Annotated in this window: 13 protein-coding genes and 2 pseudogenes; 1 reads left to right on the forward strand and 14 read right to left on the reverse strand. The window is 36.1% G+C overall.

From position 1 onward, the window contains the following. Positions 1 to 4 precede the first annotated feature (4 nt). The 5 genes from LNM86_RS02955 to rpsF form a co-directional block, all read right to left on the reverse strand. A complete protein-coding gene (locus tag LNM86_RS02955) occupies positions 5 to 1,495 on the reverse strand; it encodes a replicative DNA helicase (RefSeq protein ID WP_241438376.1) in 1,491 nt (496 codons plus the stop codon). Positions 1,496 to 2,146: 651 nt separating this feature from the next. Further along, entirely contained in the window at positions 2,147 to 2,743 is a 597-nt protein-coding gene (rplI, locus tag LNM86_RS02960) for a 50S ribosomal protein L9 (protein WP_241438377.1), read from the reverse strand. A gap of 25 nt (positions 2,744 to 2,768) precedes the next feature. Beyond that, positions 2,769 to 3,749, reverse strand: coding sequence for a hypothetical protein (locus LNM86_RS02965; protein ID WP_241438378.1), 981 nt, complete (start codon positions 3,747 to 3,749; stop codon positions 2,769 to 2,771). Positions 3,750 to 3,901: 152 nt separating this feature from the next. After that, the gene (rpsR, locus tag LNM86_RS02970) at positions 3,902 to 4,150 is read right to left on the reverse strand and encodes a 30S ribosomal protein S18 (RefSeq protein ID WP_241438379.1); all 249 of its coding nucleotides are present in this window, start codon (positions 4,148 to 4,150) and stop codon (positions 3,902 to 3,904) included. After that, entirely contained in the window at positions 4,150 to 4,557 is a 408-nt protein-coding gene (gene rpsF / locus LNM86_RS02975) for a 30S ribosomal protein S6 (protein ID WP_241438894.1), read from the reverse strand. The genes rpsR and rpsF overlap by 1 nt, the downstream gene beginning before the upstream one ends. A gap of 353 nt (positions 4,558 to 4,910) precedes the next feature. Here rpsF and LNM86_RS02980 point away from each other — a divergent pair, with 353 nt between their 5' ends. After that, entirely contained in the window at positions 4,911 to 5,489 is a 579-nt protein-coding gene (locus LNM86_RS02980) for an undecaprenyl-diphosphatase (protein WP_241438380.1), read from the forward strand. A 6-nt stretch (positions 5,490 to 5,495) separates the two neighbouring features. On the opposite strand, the pseudogene LNM86_RS02985 reads toward LNM86_RS02980, so the two are convergent. From LNM86_RS02985 to LNM86_RS03020, 9 genes and pseudogenes are all read right to left on the reverse strand, one after another. Next, positions 5,496 to 6,599, reverse strand: a pseudogene (locus tag LNM86_RS02985) (tyrosine-type recombinase/integrase). Continuing rightward, positions 6,568 to 6,781, reverse strand: a pseudogene (locus tag LNM86_RS12800) (hypothetical protein). Before LNM86_RS12800 ends, LNM86_RS02985 begins: the two co-directional pseudogenes overlap by 32 nt. A 923-nt stretch (positions 6,782 to 7,704) precedes the next feature. After that, positions 7,705 to 8,250, reverse strand: coding sequence for a DUF2087 domain-containing protein (locus tag LNM86_RS02990; protein ID WP_241438381.1), 546 nt, complete (start codon positions 8,248 to 8,250; stop codon positions 7,705 to 7,707). A gap of 913 nt (positions 8,251 to 9,163) precedes the next feature. Then, the gene (locus LNM86_RS02995) at positions 9,164 to 9,943 is read right to left on the reverse strand and encodes a hypothetical protein (protein WP_241438895.1); all 780 of its coding nucleotides are present in this window, start codon (positions 9,941 to 9,943) and stop codon (positions 9,164 to 9,166) included. 76 nt (positions 9,944 to 10,019) lie between these two features. Beyond that, positions 10,020 to 10,517: a hypothetical protein gene (locus LNM86_RS03000; protein ID WP_241437307.1), complete on the reverse strand. Its 498-nt coding sequence runs from the start codon at positions 10,515 to 10,517 to the stop codon at positions 10,020 to 10,022. Between the two features lie 73 nt (positions 10,518 to 10,590). After that, positions 10,591 to 11,373, reverse strand: a complete 783-nt coding sequence (locus LNM86_RS03005) for a hypothetical protein (RefSeq protein ID WP_241437306.1) — start codon at positions 11,371 to 11,373, stop codon at positions 10,591 to 10,593. A 96-nt stretch (positions 11,374 to 11,469) separates the two neighbouring features. Next, a complete protein-coding gene (locus LNM86_RS03010; RefSeq protein ID WP_241437305.1) occupies positions 11,470 to 11,979 on the reverse strand; it encodes a hypothetical protein in 510 nt (169 codons plus the stop codon). Between the two features lie 79 nt (positions 11,980 to 12,058). Then, complete coding sequence (locus tag LNM86_RS03015) at positions 12,059 to 12,844, reverse strand: hypothetical protein (protein ID WP_241437370.1); 786 nt, start codon at positions 12,842 to 12,844, stop codon at positions 12,059 to 12,061. Between the two features lie 1,480 nt (positions 12,845 to 14,324). Next, complete coding sequence (locus LNM86_RS03020; protein WP_241438382.1) at positions 14,325 to 19,298, reverse strand: DEAD/DEAH box helicase; 4,974 nt, start codon at positions 19,296 to 19,298, stop codon at positions 14,325 to 14,327. Positions 19,299 to 19,687: the final 389 nt, after the last annotated feature.

Here is a 19,687-nt window from a genome sequence, read left to right on the forward strand (position 1 = left end):
TGATTTAACCAATTTGCTCTGGAAGATAATTACTATCTGCCAAATCACTGAAACGTGTGTAGTCAGACTGAAAGGCAAGATGAACGGTTCCTGTTGGTCCATGGCGTTGTTTTGCAACAATAACGTCAGCTTTTCCAAAAGCTTTGTCCATTGTATTCTGCCATCTTTCATATTCAAGAGTGCCTATCTTTGGTTCTTCATTTTTGAGATAATATTCTTCACGATAGACAAACAGCACGATGTCAGCGTCTTGTTCAATGGAACCAGATTCACGCAAATCGGAGAGTTGTGGGCGTTTATCTGTTCGATTTTCAACTTGTCGAGAAAGTTGTGAAAGAGCAATGATGGGAATATTCAATTCTTTTGCCAATGCTTTTAATCCTGTGGTAATCTCTGTAATTTCCTGAACACGGTTTTCAGATGAACGCTTTGAATTGCTTGTCATTAACTGAATATAGTCAATAATCAAAACATCTAAACCATGTTGCCGCTTGAGACGACGTGCGCGTGCTGCCAATTGTGTGATTGATATACCCCCCGTTTGATCGATATAAAGCGGTGCTTTTTGTAAACGATTCATAGCACGGATAATTTTTGCAAATTGCTCTTCTGAGATATTTCCACGGCGGATATCAGAAGAAGAAACTTCGGTTTGTTCAGAAATAATACGGGTTGCCAGTTGTTCTGATGACATTTCCAGCGAGAAAAATCCAACGATGCCGCCTTCATTCTCTCGTGTTTTTCCATCACGATTGCAAGCATTGGCAATATTAAAAGCAATATTGGTTGCAAGTGAAGTTTTTCCCATTCCAGGGCGCCCGGCGAGGATAATAAGATCAGATTTTTGTAATCCTCCCATTTTTTCATCAAGTGTTTTAATGTGAGTTGCTATCCCTGATAAGTGTGAGGAACGCTTTTTAGCCGCACTTGCCATTTCAAGTGCTTTTTTGACAGCATCATTAAAGTTTTCAAATCCCCCTCCATATTTTCCCTTTTCTGCGAGTTCAAATAAATGTTGCTCAACAGTTTCAATTTGCCTAGAGGGTGTGAGTTCTACAGGAGCATCAAAGGCTGTGTTGACAACTTGAGTTCCAATATTAATCAAGGAGCGTCGGAGAAAAAGATCGTAGATGACCCGTCCATAATCTTCAGTATTGATGATTGTTACGGCTTCTTTGGTTAAACGAACAACATAATTATATACAGTAATATCGGCAATTTTTTCTTCTGCTGGAATGAAGGGTTTTATAGTAACTGGATCGGCAATTTTTCCTTTTTCGATAAGATGAGATAAAACAGCATAGATTTTTTGATGGAGAGGCTCAAAAAAATGTTCGGGCTTCAAAAAATCTGCAACGCGGTCATGGGCATCGTTGTTGATGAGAAGCGCTCCAAGCAAGGCTTGTTCAGCTTCAATATTATGTGGGAGTTGTTGAAAAGAAGAGGGATCTTCTTTTTGTGAAGAGCTAAAATTAATGATGCTGGTTTCTTCCATAACAGTTTTTCTCATCAAAATTTCACGTTTAGGCAATCAATCGAGCACTTTATATGAAAGAAGAAGGAGACAGAATCTTGATTTTAAGTTCAAATCTTCTTTTCAATTCTTTTTTAGCGCTCTCCAATTTCTGATTCATCCTTTGTGTATTACTGGAGCTTATTCCTTTACATTTTATTTTCATAATATAAAAATTTTAGAAAATATGTAAATTTTCTAGATTGCACTTTTGGTGTTCTAAAAAACACAATGCCTAAAAAACAGAATGCTCTGTCTCTGATGTTTTGAGGGTATAGGATACTAGGGTTTTAAGAGTGCTATAAGTAAATTACTTTTTTATAGTGACAATATTTTAAATGAGAGGAGATGCTACAACCAATGTACCCCTTTAGGAGAAAATTATTCTTTTAAAAGCAGAGGTTTAGAAATTCTGGTTTTTATTTGAAGAAAGTATGGGAACATTTCTGCTTACTATGTTTTTTTAGTATGCAATTTTCTATACAATACTGATGGATATTGTTGCCATAAAAATTCATGTTTCACGATAACACAACAGAACATATAGCCTTTTAGGGTAAATGCTCTGTTGTGTATCACTATTATGAGACGATAGAAAAACAGAAAATGCAAGACAGGTAATAAAAATGGCAGTTAAGCTTCTTGATCAATGCTCTCTACATCATTATCGTTCATTTCTTCTACTGATGGCTCTTCCTGATTTTCTTCTACGGATTCTTTTTGAGTATCATAGATTGCTTCAGCAGAAGTTAGAGTTTCACCTTCTGCTTGACGTTGTGCTTCATTAGCTGAACGTGCAACATTAATGATTACAGAAATTTGCACTTCAGGGTGAAGACTAAGAGTGATAGTATGGAGGCCAATAGTTTTTATTGGATGATTCAGCTCAATCTGATTGCGTTCAATAGAAAAACCCTCATTCGTTATAATTTCGGCAATATCACGTGTTGATACTGATCCATAAAGTTGCCCTGTTTCACCTGCTGAACGAACGGCAACAAATGATTTTCCGTCAAGTTTTTCAGCGATTTTTTGTGCTTCGCTTTTGCGTTCAAGATTACGCGCTTCAAGTTGAGCACGTTGTATTTCAAAATGTCTTTTATTAACGTCATTAGCACGTAAAGCTTTGCCTTGCGGTAAGAGAAAGTTACGTGCATAACCATCCTTAACGGAGACAACATCCCCCATTTGACCAAGACGAGGAATGCGTTCAAGTAGAATAATATCCATAGTTTTTCCTTTCGAACAAATAAATCTAGTGAAGTTTTTTGCGTGATTGAAAGTTGTATTGAATCGCTCCCCAAATTCCCATCAAGAGCATCATGAAAGAAATAGGTGGAGCAAAAACAACAGTTAAAATGGCAATATAAACAAGAGAAAGTATAATAATTCGGCCATTGATTCCTTGGGTAATATTATGGAGATATGCTAAACCACTAATCGAGATAATAACAGTATAGGCAGTGCTAAAGACACGCGTGCTCAAATTAAGAGGTGCACTCAATTCAGCCATTGATACGAGGCAAACAACGATAAAAATAATAATTCCAGAAATTGGAAAACGGAGAGTTTTACTCCAATCATCTCGAGGTCTTTTCAGCCACTTCATATGTTGAGCTGTTATTATCGAAAAATAAAGATTACCAATGAGAAAAAGTAAACTATAAACTGTGAGAGCAATAGCTGTTAAAGTTGCTGTATTTGCCATGATAAAATCGCTAAAAGCGCGGATATCAGTTTCCCTGAGTGACTGCGATTGTTGCAGAGCTTGTGCTACGTTTGCTGTGACTTTTTGTACAATAATGGGTGTGGATGAACGGGTTTGAATATAAACTCCGATGAAGGTTGCTATAAGAGCGATAAAGTTCGTTAAATGAAAAATAACTGATGATAATGGATACCATATCAGTGTGTTTTTCTTATGGTCTGGTCGTGCAAGCCCAAGGAGCCAAGAAGCATAGACAGCAGGAAGAAAAAATAACAGCATAAAGCTAAGAGCAATATAGATATTAGTGGTTATGATAAGAACAATCGTCGCACTTATGAGAGCAACGAGGCTAGCTAAAGTTCCTTGACCAAATGCAACAATAAAAATTGGCAAGGAAAGAAAGCAACCAAGGAGAAGAGAAAAATGGGGTGCAATATTTGCAACGCTAATAAGTGCCATCCCTATTACAACAGCAAAAAGGCCGGCCAAAATACCGGTCATAATTTTATAAACATGAAGATTTTTCATTTATCGCTGTCCTGCTGTTTGCAGTTAGGGGCATTACAATACCTCAACTTATGGCATTTTTATACTCTTCGTACAATCCATAATCAGTTTTTGTTAAATCAGATAGGAAAAGCAACTGGGGTGCTTCCCCAGTTGCGTAACGTATGAATATCTTACTTTATAACGTATGGGAGTAATCCTAGAAAACGAGCACGTTTAATAGCATTCGCTAACTCACGTTGTTTTTTCTGACTGACGGCTGTAATACGCGAAGGAACGATTTTCCCCCGTTCTGAAATATAACGTTGCAACAATTTGACATCTTTATAATCAATTTTAGGAGCATTAGCACCTAAAAACGGACATGTTTTACGACGACGATGAAAAGGACGACGTGCTGCAGTTTGATTCATATCGGTCATCATTCTACTCCTTCTATGACATCTTCACGTTGGCGACGCGGGGAACGATAGTGCTCTTCATCATGACCAATGTGATCATTACGATCAACACGTGAAAATATAGGAGATTTTTCTTTTTCGTGTTTTTCCACGCGAATGGTCATATAACGTAAAATATCCTCATTAATACGCATTTGACGTTCAACTTCAGCAATTGCCGCCGCTGGTGCATCGATATTAACCAGTACATAATAAGCTTTACGATTTTTACGAATACGATAAGCGAGAGGGCGAAGACCCCAATTTTCTGTACGCCCAACTTTCCCACCGTGCGCTTCAATGACCCCTTTATAGGTATTTAATAGTTCATCAATTTGCTGCGGTGCAATGTCTTGTCGAGCAAGAAATATATGTTCATAAAGAGCCATTGCTTTGCCTTTCTTCAATTAAACTTTACCGGTTTTAGCGCAAAGCCTCTGCGACTTGCCTTTTTTGGAAATCCAAAGAAGAAAGGACGCGCTTACAATTTGAGACATCCGAGAGCGGAGACACAGGAGGTCGGAAACATTGCATTTCCTACTGATAACTCTTCAGTCCTCCGTTCAACCTCCAGCTAAACGCCGGTAACAAACATTTCACGTTTACAACTTATCTTTGAAAATAGCAAGCTTATGTGCATAAAAAAATCGATTTATTAAATTTTGATATATTTTTTATACAATTCACTTTTTTTATAAAAAGATGATACTGTAAAACTATAAATATAAAGGAAAAAAGAAGAATGGATTATTTAAACCGGATTGATGTTGCACTCTTTGAAATGCTAGCTGGTAATCATCAATCTTGGTCGGTTTTAGTTTTGTTTAGTATTTTTTGTGCGAAATTTTTGATTTATATTATTCCATTACATCTTTGTGTGTTGTGGTTTTGTGGTAAAGAGAAGGAGCGACGCGTAGCACTAAGCATTGTTATGAGTATTTGTGTGTCTCTTTTTATAGGTTATCTCATTTCTCTTATTTATTTTCATCCACGTCCATTTGTTACGGGATTGTCAATACCACTGATTAAGCATAAAGCAACAGCTTCTTTTCCTAGTAATCATGCTTTGACTATTGCATCTTATACAGCAAGTCTTTATTTTTATAGATATAAAGTCGCTTCTCAGTTTGCAACGGTATTTTTATGTTTGATCTCTTGGGGGCGTATCTTTGTTGGTGTGCATTATCCTTTTGATGTTTTGGCTGGTACAATTTTAGGCGGTCTTATAAGCTGGAGTGTTATTCAGTTTATAGCGCCATATTTTCCTAAGTTTCTATACCAAACTCCGCTATTAATTAAGAAAAGACATAAAAATCAATAAGCCATATTAAAAGCAAGGAATTCGATGTGTATTGATTCTATGATGTTTTGTGTTTGAGTGTGTTTTGTGGTTGGTGCTCTTTATATAGAAGGATGCCATGTTATCATCTGTCCATCCAAAGATTGCGTAAAGTTGTAAGACTGTTACGCTTGAGTTAGCAGCGTATGTTGCTGCTCATTTTCTCAAACGATGCACTGATTTTTTATACCGGCTTAATTGCATGCTTTATAAAATAGAATATCAAAATTTTCTTTGAGGAGTTTTTTCTCCGTTTCCTATAAATGAACGTTTTCTCTCCAATAGGACCAATTTTAAGAGTTGCTGCTAATTACGGTAAAATAGGAGGAAAAACATCCGTTTAGTATTTACTTTTCTCAGTCTTGAAATGAATGATATTCTTTTTGACATCTTTCCAACCAATGCGAACAGCATCACCACGACGGCAACCCCATGTAAAGGACGCAAACCCGTGTACAAAAGAACATCAATCCAAACACGTTCATATGTTCCTAAAGCCCATGTTTTATAATATTTCTCCACATCTTTTTCTGTTCAAACAGCAATCCCTCCTGTTTTTTTGAGCGGAGGCCTTTTGACACCTAAAGTTGGATTATCTTCTAAAAGACCTTGATCAATTGCCCATTTAAAAGGATTATTCAGTACTTTTAAAAGCTCTCTAGCCATTCTAGGTGGTTCTTTACGTCGTTCAACACCAGCTATAAACTATTTCTTCTCAATATTTTTGTATGGAATATTTCCTATTAAATCGCATGCCTTCATAAGAATGAATTTTTTTGTAGCTTCAGCAAAGCTATGCTAATTTGAGCTGTTACAATATTGTCAAAACAGCCATGCAAAGGAACCCTCAACAAGTTTTCCTGGTTTGGATTTAGGAAATATCAGCCTTTGTAATTGGGCAAGTGCGTTTTTGTAATTGTCAACAAATTCTTGTGTTCCATAGGTTCCTCGTACTCTAATACGTTGCTCATGACCAATCCGCACATACCATATAATTTTACCATGGTGTGTGATTTCTTTGACAAGATGAGGGGGGAGCGTGTTTTTACATGGAACGGGCTTATAAGATGATATCAAGGTCGTATTTATCATTTAATGAATTCCAAATGTTATCACAGGCTGTGTGGCTAAATTTGGTATTGGAATATCGGATTTAAGAGAAAGAAGGAGTTCATACGTATGTTTTATTTCTCTTAATTTACATCCTTGTTTTTTTGCTTCTCTTAAGATGCGTGCAATAGCGGGTTGTATATAGTGGCAGGGCGTGGTATCATATTTAATTCTCCTTTCTTAGATACAATTTGCCTGTGGTATGCAGTACGCATTTCTTGAAAGTTGTTATGAGAGGGGGGGCTGGGAAGCATATGGAACTTTCCCATTTAAAAAAAAATTGTACGTTTATTTTTTAGATATGCTTAATTTCATATTTTCAATTCTGTATCGTGATAAATTCTGTTGGATTATTTGCAAATCATACGTTTTTTACCCTGTTTCATTTGGGCTTTTAAGAATAACAGGATAAAAGAGGACATGTGTGGCTTAGAACACATCAGGTTCAATAAGATTCACTTTTCTTTTTATCAGACTTTTTTTCAGAGAAGGTTTGTTTTAAATATGCTTTATCTCGACAGATATTTATCGTGTGGGCATTTGAGATTTTATATTCTAAATGGGTAGAGATCTTATTGGACAATTATTGCCCAAGGATCTGTAAGATTAAGAATATTACAAAAGTTTTTTTAATTTGCGCTGATGACGTGTGCGCATAATAAACCCATCAGTGGCTTTATTAGAACCTAGTACGCTTACCTTTTGTAAGTTTATCCCAATTTGTGCAGTAAGTTATAATTTTCGCATGATTAAATGTTTCGCATTCAATAATACTCATGTATTTGCTTTTATAGAATTGAGTACATAAAAACAGAAATTTTTGAGGAGATATCATTGAATATTGAGTATTTGCGCTGCTTTAACAATCCTATCCAAGCCAACGGTTATGAACATAATCCTCACCATAAACTTTAGCAATATTAAGGATTCAACCAAGACAATTTTTTTCTATCTATCTTTATTGGAATGATTTGGTGAAAAAGGCCGCGAGATTTTTTTATGCCATAAAAAATGTTTATCGCTAGCTCTCCCTTTAAGCACTTTGCTTTTTAAATTCGATTGAAAGGCGCACTCTCTTTTTTCTTTTTTAGCGCACGCGTTGATATTTGCTTGCGTACCGTTTTAAAAATCCTCTTTCAACCAAGGTGCGCCTTAAACGTGCAAAATCTACAGTAAAGAGGCTGCATATCTTTGAGATTTCAGTTTCGCTATAGATTTTTTCCATTTGAAATGCCTCACTAATTTTTGTAAGCATATCTTCAGTTTCTAGGGAACGGTCACCTAAATTCTCCATATTTCGTACGTTTTTATCTTCTAGTGCTTGCCATAATGTATCTACGACTTGAAATCCCTCTTTTGTGTTTTGAATAAGACCAAGATTCAAAAGGCGATTAATGGATTTATGAATGCTTTTGGCATCTGAATCGACATGCTTGAGAATATCAGAAAGATTTTTAGCGCCAAGTATAATTGTTGCATAAACAGCACGTAAGGTAGGTGAGGTCATTGCAGAAATCAAAGAATTGCGTGTATTGCGTTTATGAAGTGCTTCTTTTCCCATGGGTAAAAGATCATTGCGAATAGGCAGTTCATTGATCTCTCTCAATTCTGATTGTAATGATTGTGAGCGCACAATTTGTTCAATACTAGTGCGTTTACGGATGATACCGAGACCACTTTGGCGATATTTGTGGTTTTCGGGCAGTGTTAAAGCTTCATAGGAGCGATCGAGTCGATAGAGGATTTCTTCCCATAGAGGGGTTCTTATGCGTCGAACACGTTACCGGCACATTTCAAAGAAAAACACAATAAAATCAGTATATTGGGTGTATTTATTTTATATAAATCCCCATCAGAATCCATACTTTTATGCACGATTCAATTGACCATTTTTTACAAACAATAGCCATCTATAAACAGAGCATAAAAAGCAAATCATGATGCCAATATTATAACACATGAGAGCATTCAAATGAAATGCAAAGCAGTTATCATTCATAACATCCCATAAATTTTACAAGACGTTTTTATCATAATAAATCGCATTGTTAAAACGCAATTGAATATGAGGGCTTGTTTAAATGCAGATGTTTGAAACGTTTTTTTGAAAGGAGTTAATCCAAATTTGGATTGAGTGATTAAGGACTTCTCAAAAATGAGGGCATCTTTTTTCATAAGCAGAGAGAAGTTGAGAGTTGATATAACTTTACAAAGCGTTTTGAGAAGGTGCTTTCTTTCAAATTGACCACCTCAAATATGAGGGCATTGTTATGAATAGGTTTAAATCATCACAGAGCTAATAGGCTTTTCTCATTCAAATGTGATGATCTAAAAGAACGCTTTCATAATCATTCCTTTATATTATTTTGGATAAGTTTTTATAAAGCGAATACAAAGCTTGTAATATAATACGTTTTGTATATATGCATTTATTACTCCATTAGAGTTGAGACATGAAAGCCGCGTCACGTAAAATGGCACGGCTTTCTTTTTTGCACTCTTGTCTTTTGAAATGGTATAAAACCAACGCCCCCCGCATTTATTGTTTATTCTTCAGTATCAATAATCTCTATAAGAATATCGCTCTTATTAACCTCCTTATTTTTGGGAACCTCTCTTATCTCACTTTTTCGATTCAGTTTTGCACGCCCACAAGCACGACCAAAGACCTTGATAGTATGAGAAACCTGAGCTTTACCATAAACAGAGCCATAAATTTGCGCACAGCCACTCACTTTTGCATAGTCATAAACCTTGCCATAAATTTTGGCACGGCTATTAACAACAGCATAGCCATAAACATGCGCAGTGCTAAAAAGACAAGCAGAGCCTAACACTCTAGCGTTGCCATAAAGCCTTGCATATTCAAAAAGATAACTATTATGAAAAAGATGCGCATTGCCATAAACATGGGCTTCAATTGAAACGCGACTATTGCCATAGACACGAGCCTTGCCATAAACATAGCCAGCCACATGCGCACTATCATAAACAAATGCATTGTCATAAATTTTTGCATATTGAGAAATAAACACCTTATCATGCACCTGAGCATTGCCATAGACAAGACCACAAATTTGCGCATTGCCTCGTATTTTTGCATTCTCATAGACACGGGCATGTTTATAAACCAATGCATTATCATAAACCCAGCAAAGACCGTTATGAGAAAGATTTTCTTCCTTTTCAATAAAGCCACCGAGTTGACCAGCCTTGACATCAGAAAAGCTTTTTAAAGCCTGAATGCGATAAAGCGTTGTAATTTTTTGTGTAATTTTATCTTTCAGTTGTTTTGTTTCATTAGTTAGTTTGTATTTTTTGGACATCATAAGACCCCTCACAATCTCTCTTGTGAAAAAAGTTGCATGGAAAATGTTGGAAAAATGGAGTGACCGCCGCGCTTTAAAGATTTAAAAAGGCTTTATTACGCAGCCAGATGATTTTTATTTCATTATTGGAAAGCAATTCGATATAAGACCTTGTTTCAATATCATCACGAGTCTTTTCTAAAATCATAACAATGCCGTGACTATGAGCATTTTCACAAATATGAACATAATTGACGACACGGGCGTGATCATAAATTTGTGCATTACCATAGACATGAGCATGGTCATAAATGATCGATTTACCAAGAACGATTGCATTGCCATAGACATAACCAGCGATAATAGCGTTATGATAGACCCTAGCATTTTCAGAAACCCGACCTGAGTTTAAAACCAGAGCATTACCATAAACCCAGCAATTGCCATCATGGGAGAGGTTATTTTCATTTTCGATAAAACCACCGAGTTGACCAGCCTTGACATCAGAAAAGCTTTTTAAAGCCTGAATGCGATACAATATGCGATTACCAAAGAGACGCGTTTCATTTGTAAGTGCAAATTTCTTTTGCATAGGAACAATCCTTATAGAATGAAATTTGAAATGAAAGAATTTGGAAAGCAGGCGCCCCCGCAACGCCTGTTATTTACGTTGCTTCATTTTCGATAATTTTTTCACGATTATTGATTATAACATCATCACTTACTTCATTACGAACATACGCATTTCCAAATATTTTTGCATTGCCATAAATCTTGATATTTTTTTCAATAACCGCTTTTCCATAAACCCTAGCATTTTCAAAAATATGAGCACCCTCACTTACATAAGCAGAGCCCGATACTTTTGCATTGCCATAAACAGAGCCATTCACATAAGCACTATGCAAAACTTTTGCATTGTCATATATTTTTGCCTCTATAGTAATAAAGGCTTTTCCATAAACCACGGCATTGTCATAAACTTGACCACAAACCTTGGCATTCCCATTAACCACGCACTTGCCATAAACCCATCCCTTGTCTCGAAACCACATATTCCCTGAGATACTAGCATGATCATAAACCTTGGCATTGTCATAAACATGGGTATCATGACCATAAACTTTAGCATGATCACTAATAACAGCATTCCCATAAGCTTTAGCATGTTTAGCAACAACAGCTTCATTACGAAGTTTTGCATTTTCAGACACGACGCCATTGTCAGCAACCCACGCCTCATCATAAACCCAGCAATTACCATCATGAGAGAGGTTATCTTCATTTTCAATAAAACCACCCAATTGACCAGCCTTGACATCATCAAAATCTCTTAAAGCACGAATGCGATAAAGATTTATAGGCACAAATTTACCATCCTTATTTTGGTAAATTTCTTTGATTTCATTTGTTAATTCATATTTTTTAGTTACAACTGTACTAATCATGAGAAAACCCAATCTAAATAATCGATAAAATTTGAATGAAATGTTCTTAAGAAGGGGGCGCCCCCGCCGCGCCCGCGGTGTTATTTATGCTGCTTTTTATGGACGACACATTACAAAGGAAATCTCGCCATAAGGAGAGAGCCGTTCTGTATAAACATTCTCTCTTGTATTGCTATAGGCATTTTTAGTAACAATAGCCATGCCATAGGCACTTGCATTTTCATAAATATGGACATTACTGATAATTTTTGCACTATCAAAAACCCGTGCGTTATCATAGACATGGGCATTGGCAAAAACCTTGGCAAAATCATAAACATGCGCATTGCCATAAACAAAACCACCAACCGCAGCATTGCCATAAACCCTAGCATTCTCATAAACACGACCGGGTTTTAAAACATACGCATCATCAGCAACCCAGCAATTGCCCTCATGAGAGAGATTACTCTCATCTTCAATAAAGCCCCCCAATTGACCAGCCTTAACATCATCAAAGTCTCTCAAAGCACGAATGCGATAAAGGGTATGATTATCAAAAACACGGGTTTCATTTGTAATTTCATATTTTTTGGATACAATTTTAGATACATTTATAGTGGTCATAGGGAGCTCCTAATCTATAGTTAGTAAAATTTTGAATGAAATTTAGAGAGGGGCGCCCCCGCCGCGCCCACGGTGTTATTTACGCAGCATCTTTAAGAGACTGATCGTTAGTACAAATATCATCACGAATTTTTATATGGCTATTAACCACGGCATTGCCATAAATTTTTACATGATGATCGATATTTGATTTACCATAAACCTTGGCATTATCATAAATTCTTGCCAAGCAACCAACGCGCGCCGAGCCAGAGACTTTTGCATTGCCATAGACACTTGCATAATCCTTAATCCAGGCATTGCAAAAGACATGGGCATTATCATAAATATGTGCCCATACATAAATACGTGATTTACCATAAACATGGGCATTTCCAAAAACATAGCCACAAATATGTGCCCTCTCATAAACCCGTGCGTTATCATAAACCTTGGCACCATCAGCAATAGTAGCGTTATCACTTACAACGGCATTGCCAGAGACATGACCACAGACCCTAGCGTTATCGTTAATTTTTGCATTTTCATAAACATGAGCTTTATAATCAAACACCCATGCCTTGCCATTTACAGTAGCATTTCCATAAACCTTGGCTTGTCTAAAAACTTTAGCTTCTTGATAAATTTTAGCATTCTCATAAAGCTTGGCATCCAAAAAAACCGCGGCATTATCATAAATCCAACAATTGCCATCATGAGAGAGGTTATCTTCGTTTTCAATAAAGCCACCCAATTGACCAGCCTTTACATCATCAAAATCTCTTAATGCGCGAATGCGGTGTAAAGTAATCCCATCAAAAGTGAAGTTTTCAGTGGTTAATTCATATTTTTTGGATGATTTTCTATTTTTAACAGTAGCATTCATGGCTAGTGTCTCCTTGTAGTAATAAAAGTTTTGAATTGACACCCTATAAGGGCATCGGGCGCTCAAAACACGGCTACAAGTCCGTTGTTACGCTTTTCCTTCGAAAAGGTATTGTATGGCGTAACTACACCCGACAGAATCTTAATATACTAACAAGAGCATAAAAGACAGCCAGTTTTTTTAGATTAGGGATTAGGTTTATCGTAACCCATCCGCTTGTAGATTAGTGTTTTGATCACTTGAGTATTTATATAACAAATTACGTATTTATTGTCAACTATCTTTTATTCTTTTTTGTGTTTTTTATAATTATTTTTTATACCATTATGTATAAATATGCGTCATATGCTTATGAATAGTTTCTGTTTTATTGCATCTATTTGACTCTATATTACGCAATTGCGTTATTTTTCTCTTTTAAACATCATAATAACTAAAAACGCTCTCATAATGCCTATTTTTAACTTTATAACGCATCATTATTTTTATGAGATAACTTGTGAATATTTTTGTGAATTTTTTATAAGAGGTTTGTAATTTAAACAGCTTTATAGAGACCGCGTCTTTATAACCAGCGCTTTTGATTCAAATCTATTGTTTTGATTCATTCTCTATAGCCACCGCATCATTCTCATAAAAAGGATAATATGATCATGCGGTTTTGATTTTTATAAAAACATTTTGAATTCTTGTATCCTTATCAAAATGCCTTTTTATGGGCTTTTGTCTCTTTTGTTTGTTTTGTCAGTTAATTTACCCCCCCCCTTTTATTTAAAAAAATTGAGATAAAATAAAAACATTATATTTCAATAGGTTAGTATTTTTCAAAATTTTAAAACATCACGTATAAAAGCAATGTGAGTAATATAGACAATTAATGACACGCATTTTGTCTGTTTTGTCAAATTTTGTCAGTAAATTTTAAAAGACAATTGTTATGATTAGAGTGCGTGTTTAAATCATGTTTTATGAGAGGAAATATGGCTCTTTAAATGCCTTTCAAAAGACAAGAGATGGTTATGAGGCGTGTTATAAAGAGTAACTTATCAATTTAAAGGGGGTTTTGAGTTTTGAAACTTTGTGTTTTAAAGAAAAAAACACTAAAAAGATAAAAAGTATTATATTTCAATATATTAAGTCTTATCAATGCTTCAAAAAACAATCTCTCTTGATAAATACAACCTATTAATACGCATAATTCTCTTTAAAGAGAGCTTATGAGAGATATGATAGCATCATTTGAGATTGCGATATAATCTTTTAAAGGCAATGTAAAAAAATCTCATTCTATTTAAGATGGGATTTCTTAAAAACCTTAAAGCAATCCAAATAAGAGTGTCTAAAAGTGCAAGGCTTCTCTTTTTAGAATAGCGCATAGTAAATCATTCCTTTTAAGATTATAGGTAAGCAACCTAATAAGAGAGTATAGATTATGGTTATAAGATCTATACCCCTTATGAGATTGGCATGCTTCATAAATCTATTCAGCTTCTCTTAATTCTAGATTTGGTAAGTTCTTAACAATCTTCATTGTTTCTAAACTTACCGTAATAACCCTTTGGAATAATTCCAATGGATAAGCAGGGTTTCCAATGGTCTCAAGTGCATAGCGATTGGCATCATTAACAATGCCACTCTTTTTATCAGTCTTTACACATTGACGTTCCATAACCCATTCAAGAGCGGGTTTACCATTTACGATATACTCATAAGCTTCCTTAGGTATATCTGTTATTGTGATATTACTGTTATAAAAAACAGTGGTTTTATCCTTTTCTTGACCATTCCCAGCAAATTTTATTTCTGTAACGTAATAGAATTTCTCAGGATTAGGAATATTTGTAAGTTTAGGGTCACCTTTTTTAAAGGTCACTGGATAAGGCTCTACCGTTTCATAATTGACGTGTAAATTGCCTAATTCACGCCCCGCATTAACAAATGCCCAGAAATCTTCAGCACTCTTTACGCAAGGGATGCGAGGCAATTCTTTAGAGAGATTATCAGCATAGCGAGCACGGTAATCTTCTGAATGCAAGAGACCGTATACGTAATAGAAGATATCATCTTTAGTGATGGTCTCATTCGGATAAGCTGTTTTAAAATGTGCTAATCCTTCATCAGTAATGGCATCACGACGTTGTAAACCAGCAGCTTTGGTTTCTTCTGTAGAATTTGCAAATAAATGAGATTGGTCAGAATTTTTATCTTTTGAAGTTCCAGTATCTTCGTAAAAATACCGAGGAAAACATTGACTAGTATCTAGTGCATGAATATCAGGCAAAACTTTACTCATCAAAACAGAAAAGCCTTTCATTGCTCCTATTCCGGTAACTTGTATTACTCTATTATCAACTGCTTGTTCCATAGGAAATATATGCGGCATTTGAAAAACTCTATGGTTAAAAATACGATTGTAATATAGCCATTGTTTTGTAAAGGGACGATAAAGACTTTGCACAAAGCGGCTTTCTTCAAATTCAGAGCATTTGCCTCTTACAAATTCTTGTTTTAGACTACTACTCCAACTTATCTTCTTTTCGTCAGAATTGACGAAATTGTCTACAGTCTTTGTACGTGCTTTACGGTCAGCATGGGGATAAGTATTATTAAAACGTCCTACTTCACTATTATAGAACGTAATCGTATTCTTCATGTTGTTTGCTAGAGATTCACGACTTGAATTATATACCCAAGCATCACGACTAGTTTGTACACCACAAGAGTAAATTTCAAACAGCTTTTTATCATGTCCTTTTCTATACCCTAAGACTAGAAATGTCTTAAAACTGTCATCACGTTGATTTACCCAATCACCATGTTTATCTGGTGTAATGATTTTCCAACCGTGTTCACTCCGTGTAATACCATCAACACTACCAAAGTCCTTAATTGACTTAAGCTTTTTTTCTCTTGTGAGATAATCTCCAATATCATAGAAATATATTTTACCGCGCTGTTTGGATTCTGGATTTTTTACGAGAATGGAGATTGCAATAGGTGCTCGTGATCCAGAACCAAAAATCTTTCCACCTTCTTTTCGAGAAAGCTCTCCAGAGGTTCGTTGATTACCACGTAAGTGGAAAATATAAAGGCTGCTAAATTCCTCAACAAGGCATTTACGTAAGCCATCCATAGATTTAGTATCTACAAAACTTGCATTTGTCACAAAACCAATAACACCACGGTCTTTTATACGGTCACTAGCCCAGCGGATGGCACGAATATAACTATCATAAAGTGCTTGCACATTAGTTGCATTTGACTGAGCAGCGTAAGTTTCACCAATACGGTCATTTAATATGGGATAAGGGGTATTTTTTGCATTGTCATTTTCGCTTTTTTGCCCTGTTGAATAAGGAGGATTACCAAAGATAACTTCAATATTCAGCTTTTTCTGAAGCTCTAAATATGCACTGTTTTCCTCTAATAAACCCTCCATCAGATCTTGCTTTTCAACCATCTGAAACGTATCGGTTAATCCGATATGTTTGAAGGGGATATAATTACTTTTCGTAAGACCATGATAGGTTGCTTCAATATTGATGGCAGCAATGTAATAGGCTAATAAAACAATCTCATTGGCATGGATATCGTAACGGTATTTATATTCCATATCTTCCGGTTTTATCAGATTAGAATGTAAAAGCCGCGTGATAAAGGTACCAGTTCCCGTAAAGGGGTCAAGAATAGAAACACCACGGGAGCCTAAGCTCTTGCCAAATTCCTTGCGTAAAACATCATCAACGGAATGAATAATAAAATCCACAATTTCAATAGGGGTATAAACAATGCCTAATTTTTCTACCGTACGCGGAAAGGCATAACGGAAAAATTCATTATAAAGCTCTACAATTAAGTTTTGTTGTGCTTCAAGACTCGTAATTCCTCGTGTGTAAAACTGTACACTCCTAGAGAGAGTTCTGTAATCTTGAGATTCTTCGTTAAGAGTAACTTTATCAAGGATATTGAGTACACGTTGTAAAGCACAAGAGACGGGATTTTCTTGAACAAACTGATGCCCCTCAAACAAAGCATCAAAGACAGGACGCGTTGCAAGGTGTTGTGCAAGCATTTCAATCGCATTTTCTTCGGAGATGGTTGCGTTTAAATTGCTACGCAATTCTGTCATAAAATCATTAAACACCCGCCGCGTTTCCGTTTCTGATTGCGTCAAAACTTCAGTTAAGCGTGTGATATGATTTTGAGCAAGATCAGCAACATTCGTTGCCCATCTTTTCCAATAGCTAGGGTCGTAATTTTTCTTAACAATAGCCGCTCTAATGAGCTCCGCACATTGAGAGAATAAGTCAAGTTCTTCTTCTGGTTTATAGGCGTGAAAGGATTCATAAGTTGGTGACCCAATATCCAGTCCTGAATATTCTGCTTTTGAGTGTATCGGTAAGTCATCAATAACCACAGTTGTATCTTCTGAGGTAGCCTTTTGAGAAGGAACAACAATGTCAAGAGCATAGCTTACGTCTTGTTTTATGGACATATGGTGAATGATTTTATTAAAACCATCATCATGGGCACGCAAAGCATTGACGACTTGCCAGATGACATCATATTTCGGATTATTTTCCAAGGCTTTTACTGGTGGAATGCCAGCCGGTATTCCAACGGGTAAAATGATGTAGCCTCTTTTTTTACCCTCTGCTCGACGCATGACGCGTCCTATTGCTTGAATGATCTCGATTTGACTTTTGCGCGGGTGTAAAAACAGTATCGCATCAAGAGCGGGAACATCCACACCTTCAGAAAGACAACGAACATTGCTTAACACACGGCAGGTATTTTCCCCAGTGTCTTCCTTTAACCAATCAAGCAATTTATTACGGTCCTTAGCACTAACAGTTCCGTCAATATGGGCAAATGTACAGTCAAGAGGAGGCGTTTCTTTATGGCTTTCATGAAGAGCAAGCAAATTTTCTTTCATTTTTTTAGAATTGAATCTTTTACAGATGCGTTTAGAGGTCTTGATATCTTTACAAAAAGCCAAAGCGCGACGCATAGGGTTGGGGTCATCGCCAAGATCAATTTTTAGATCCATTTTGGTCAGGGCTCGATAACAACCATGGATTTTGGTTCTATAATCAAGAATGAGTTCATAATTTTTATCTGTAATAAGACGTTGAATAGATTTGCTTACTTCTGTTTCGTTGACAACTAATATGATCACTTTACAAGGTGATAACAGTTTATGTTCTAGAGCTTCTGCAAATGTGTAATGATAGAGTTGTTTCCCATAAAGTGTTTCATCATCCATAGAGGCAAGAACAGTATCAGATAAGTCAGCTTTCCTTTTTAACCTATCCGTAAAGATTTTTGGGGTTGCGGTCATATAGAGACGTTTTTTACCCTGTATAATGCTGTTATCATGCACTTTGACAAACTCAGATTCACTTTTATCTGATCCCAACACAGCACCCGTTGTACGGTGAGCTTCATCACAAATGATCAGATCAAATTCGGGTAAACCATGATCTTTTTGTGCATCCGATATCACTTGTATCGAATGATAAGTCGAAAACACCACCGTCATTGCATCTGCTTGGTTTTCACGAGCTTCTTTGGCAAGTGCTTGTGCATCCGTTGTAGCAGGCAATGCAAGATCGGATGTTTCCATTCCAAGAATATCCTCTTGATTTTTACGACGCTTGCCAACTTTTGTATCCGAACAAACAGCAAAGGAATGCAATGGAATTTGTGCATCCGCTGTCCATTCCCTTATGGTTTGTGAGACTAATGCAAGAGAAGGCACTAAAAACAAAACACGCTTGCCTTGACCAGCAAGAGTTTCTGCTATCTTAAGACTTGTAAATGTTTTACCTGTTCCACAAGCCATAATCAGCTTGCCACGGTTAGCTTCTTTTAAACCATCACAGACTTTCTGAATTGCTTCTATCTGATGAGGGCGTGGTTCTTTTGTCGATTTAAGGACAACTTCTTCTTTTGTTGCAAAGATTTGCCAGTCTATACGACTGTTTTCCATATGACGAAGGTCAATGCGATAAACCGGTATCGCTTGTCCTTTAATCATTGCATTCACATTGTCACTTAAATTCACTTCAGTGCTATCAACCAGAAGGCGATATTTGAAGATATCTTTCCCAGAGGCAGCAATAAAGCTATCAATATCCTTTTTACTGATCTGATGGTCTGCTTCATAAAATTTGCATTGAATAGCAACATACCCATCTCGATTACGCAGTTTAGCAACCAAATCAATGCCGATATCATTTTTATTCCAACCTTCACGCTCTTTAGCCCACTCGTAATAGCTTTGAACCTTTTCATATCGCCCATAATGAAGAGGGTCATGCATAAGGTATTTAGTAACAAAACTTTCAAAGATTTTTCCTTTTTTTGCATTTGAGGTTGCCTGTTGGCGATAAGACTGTAAGAGAGCGCGTAAAGAGGATTGTTTGTTATCAGAATTGATGGTTTGAGACATTATAGAGAAACTCCATACCTTATGACATTGACTCATTAACAGTGTAAGAATCACAATGGCGTTTCATAAATACATTTAGAACAAATATCGAGTACCCAATAAACCAAAATGGCGCGAAAACCTATCAAATGCGTCAAAAAAATTTAACAAGTTGCAATTATAAACAGCCTATAAACAGCAAAGTAGTAAAATTTACTATTCGTTTTTGTGTTAATAAAAACAAATTCGATATGTATTTTAAGAGATCAAAATAAATAGTTTGAAGTGTTTTATGATCACAAAAATCATAAATGGTGTCAGTTCAATTTTTAGACAAATACAGACAAGTTTTGATCAATTATTCCCATTAATTCTCTATACAGATCATCTTATTGGGATGGTTTTTTTGT

It is taken from the genome of Bartonella machadoae (assembly GCF_022559585.1).
GTDB lineage: Bacteria > Pseudomonadota > Alphaproteobacteria > Rhizobiales > Rhizobiaceae > Bartonella > Bartonella machadoae.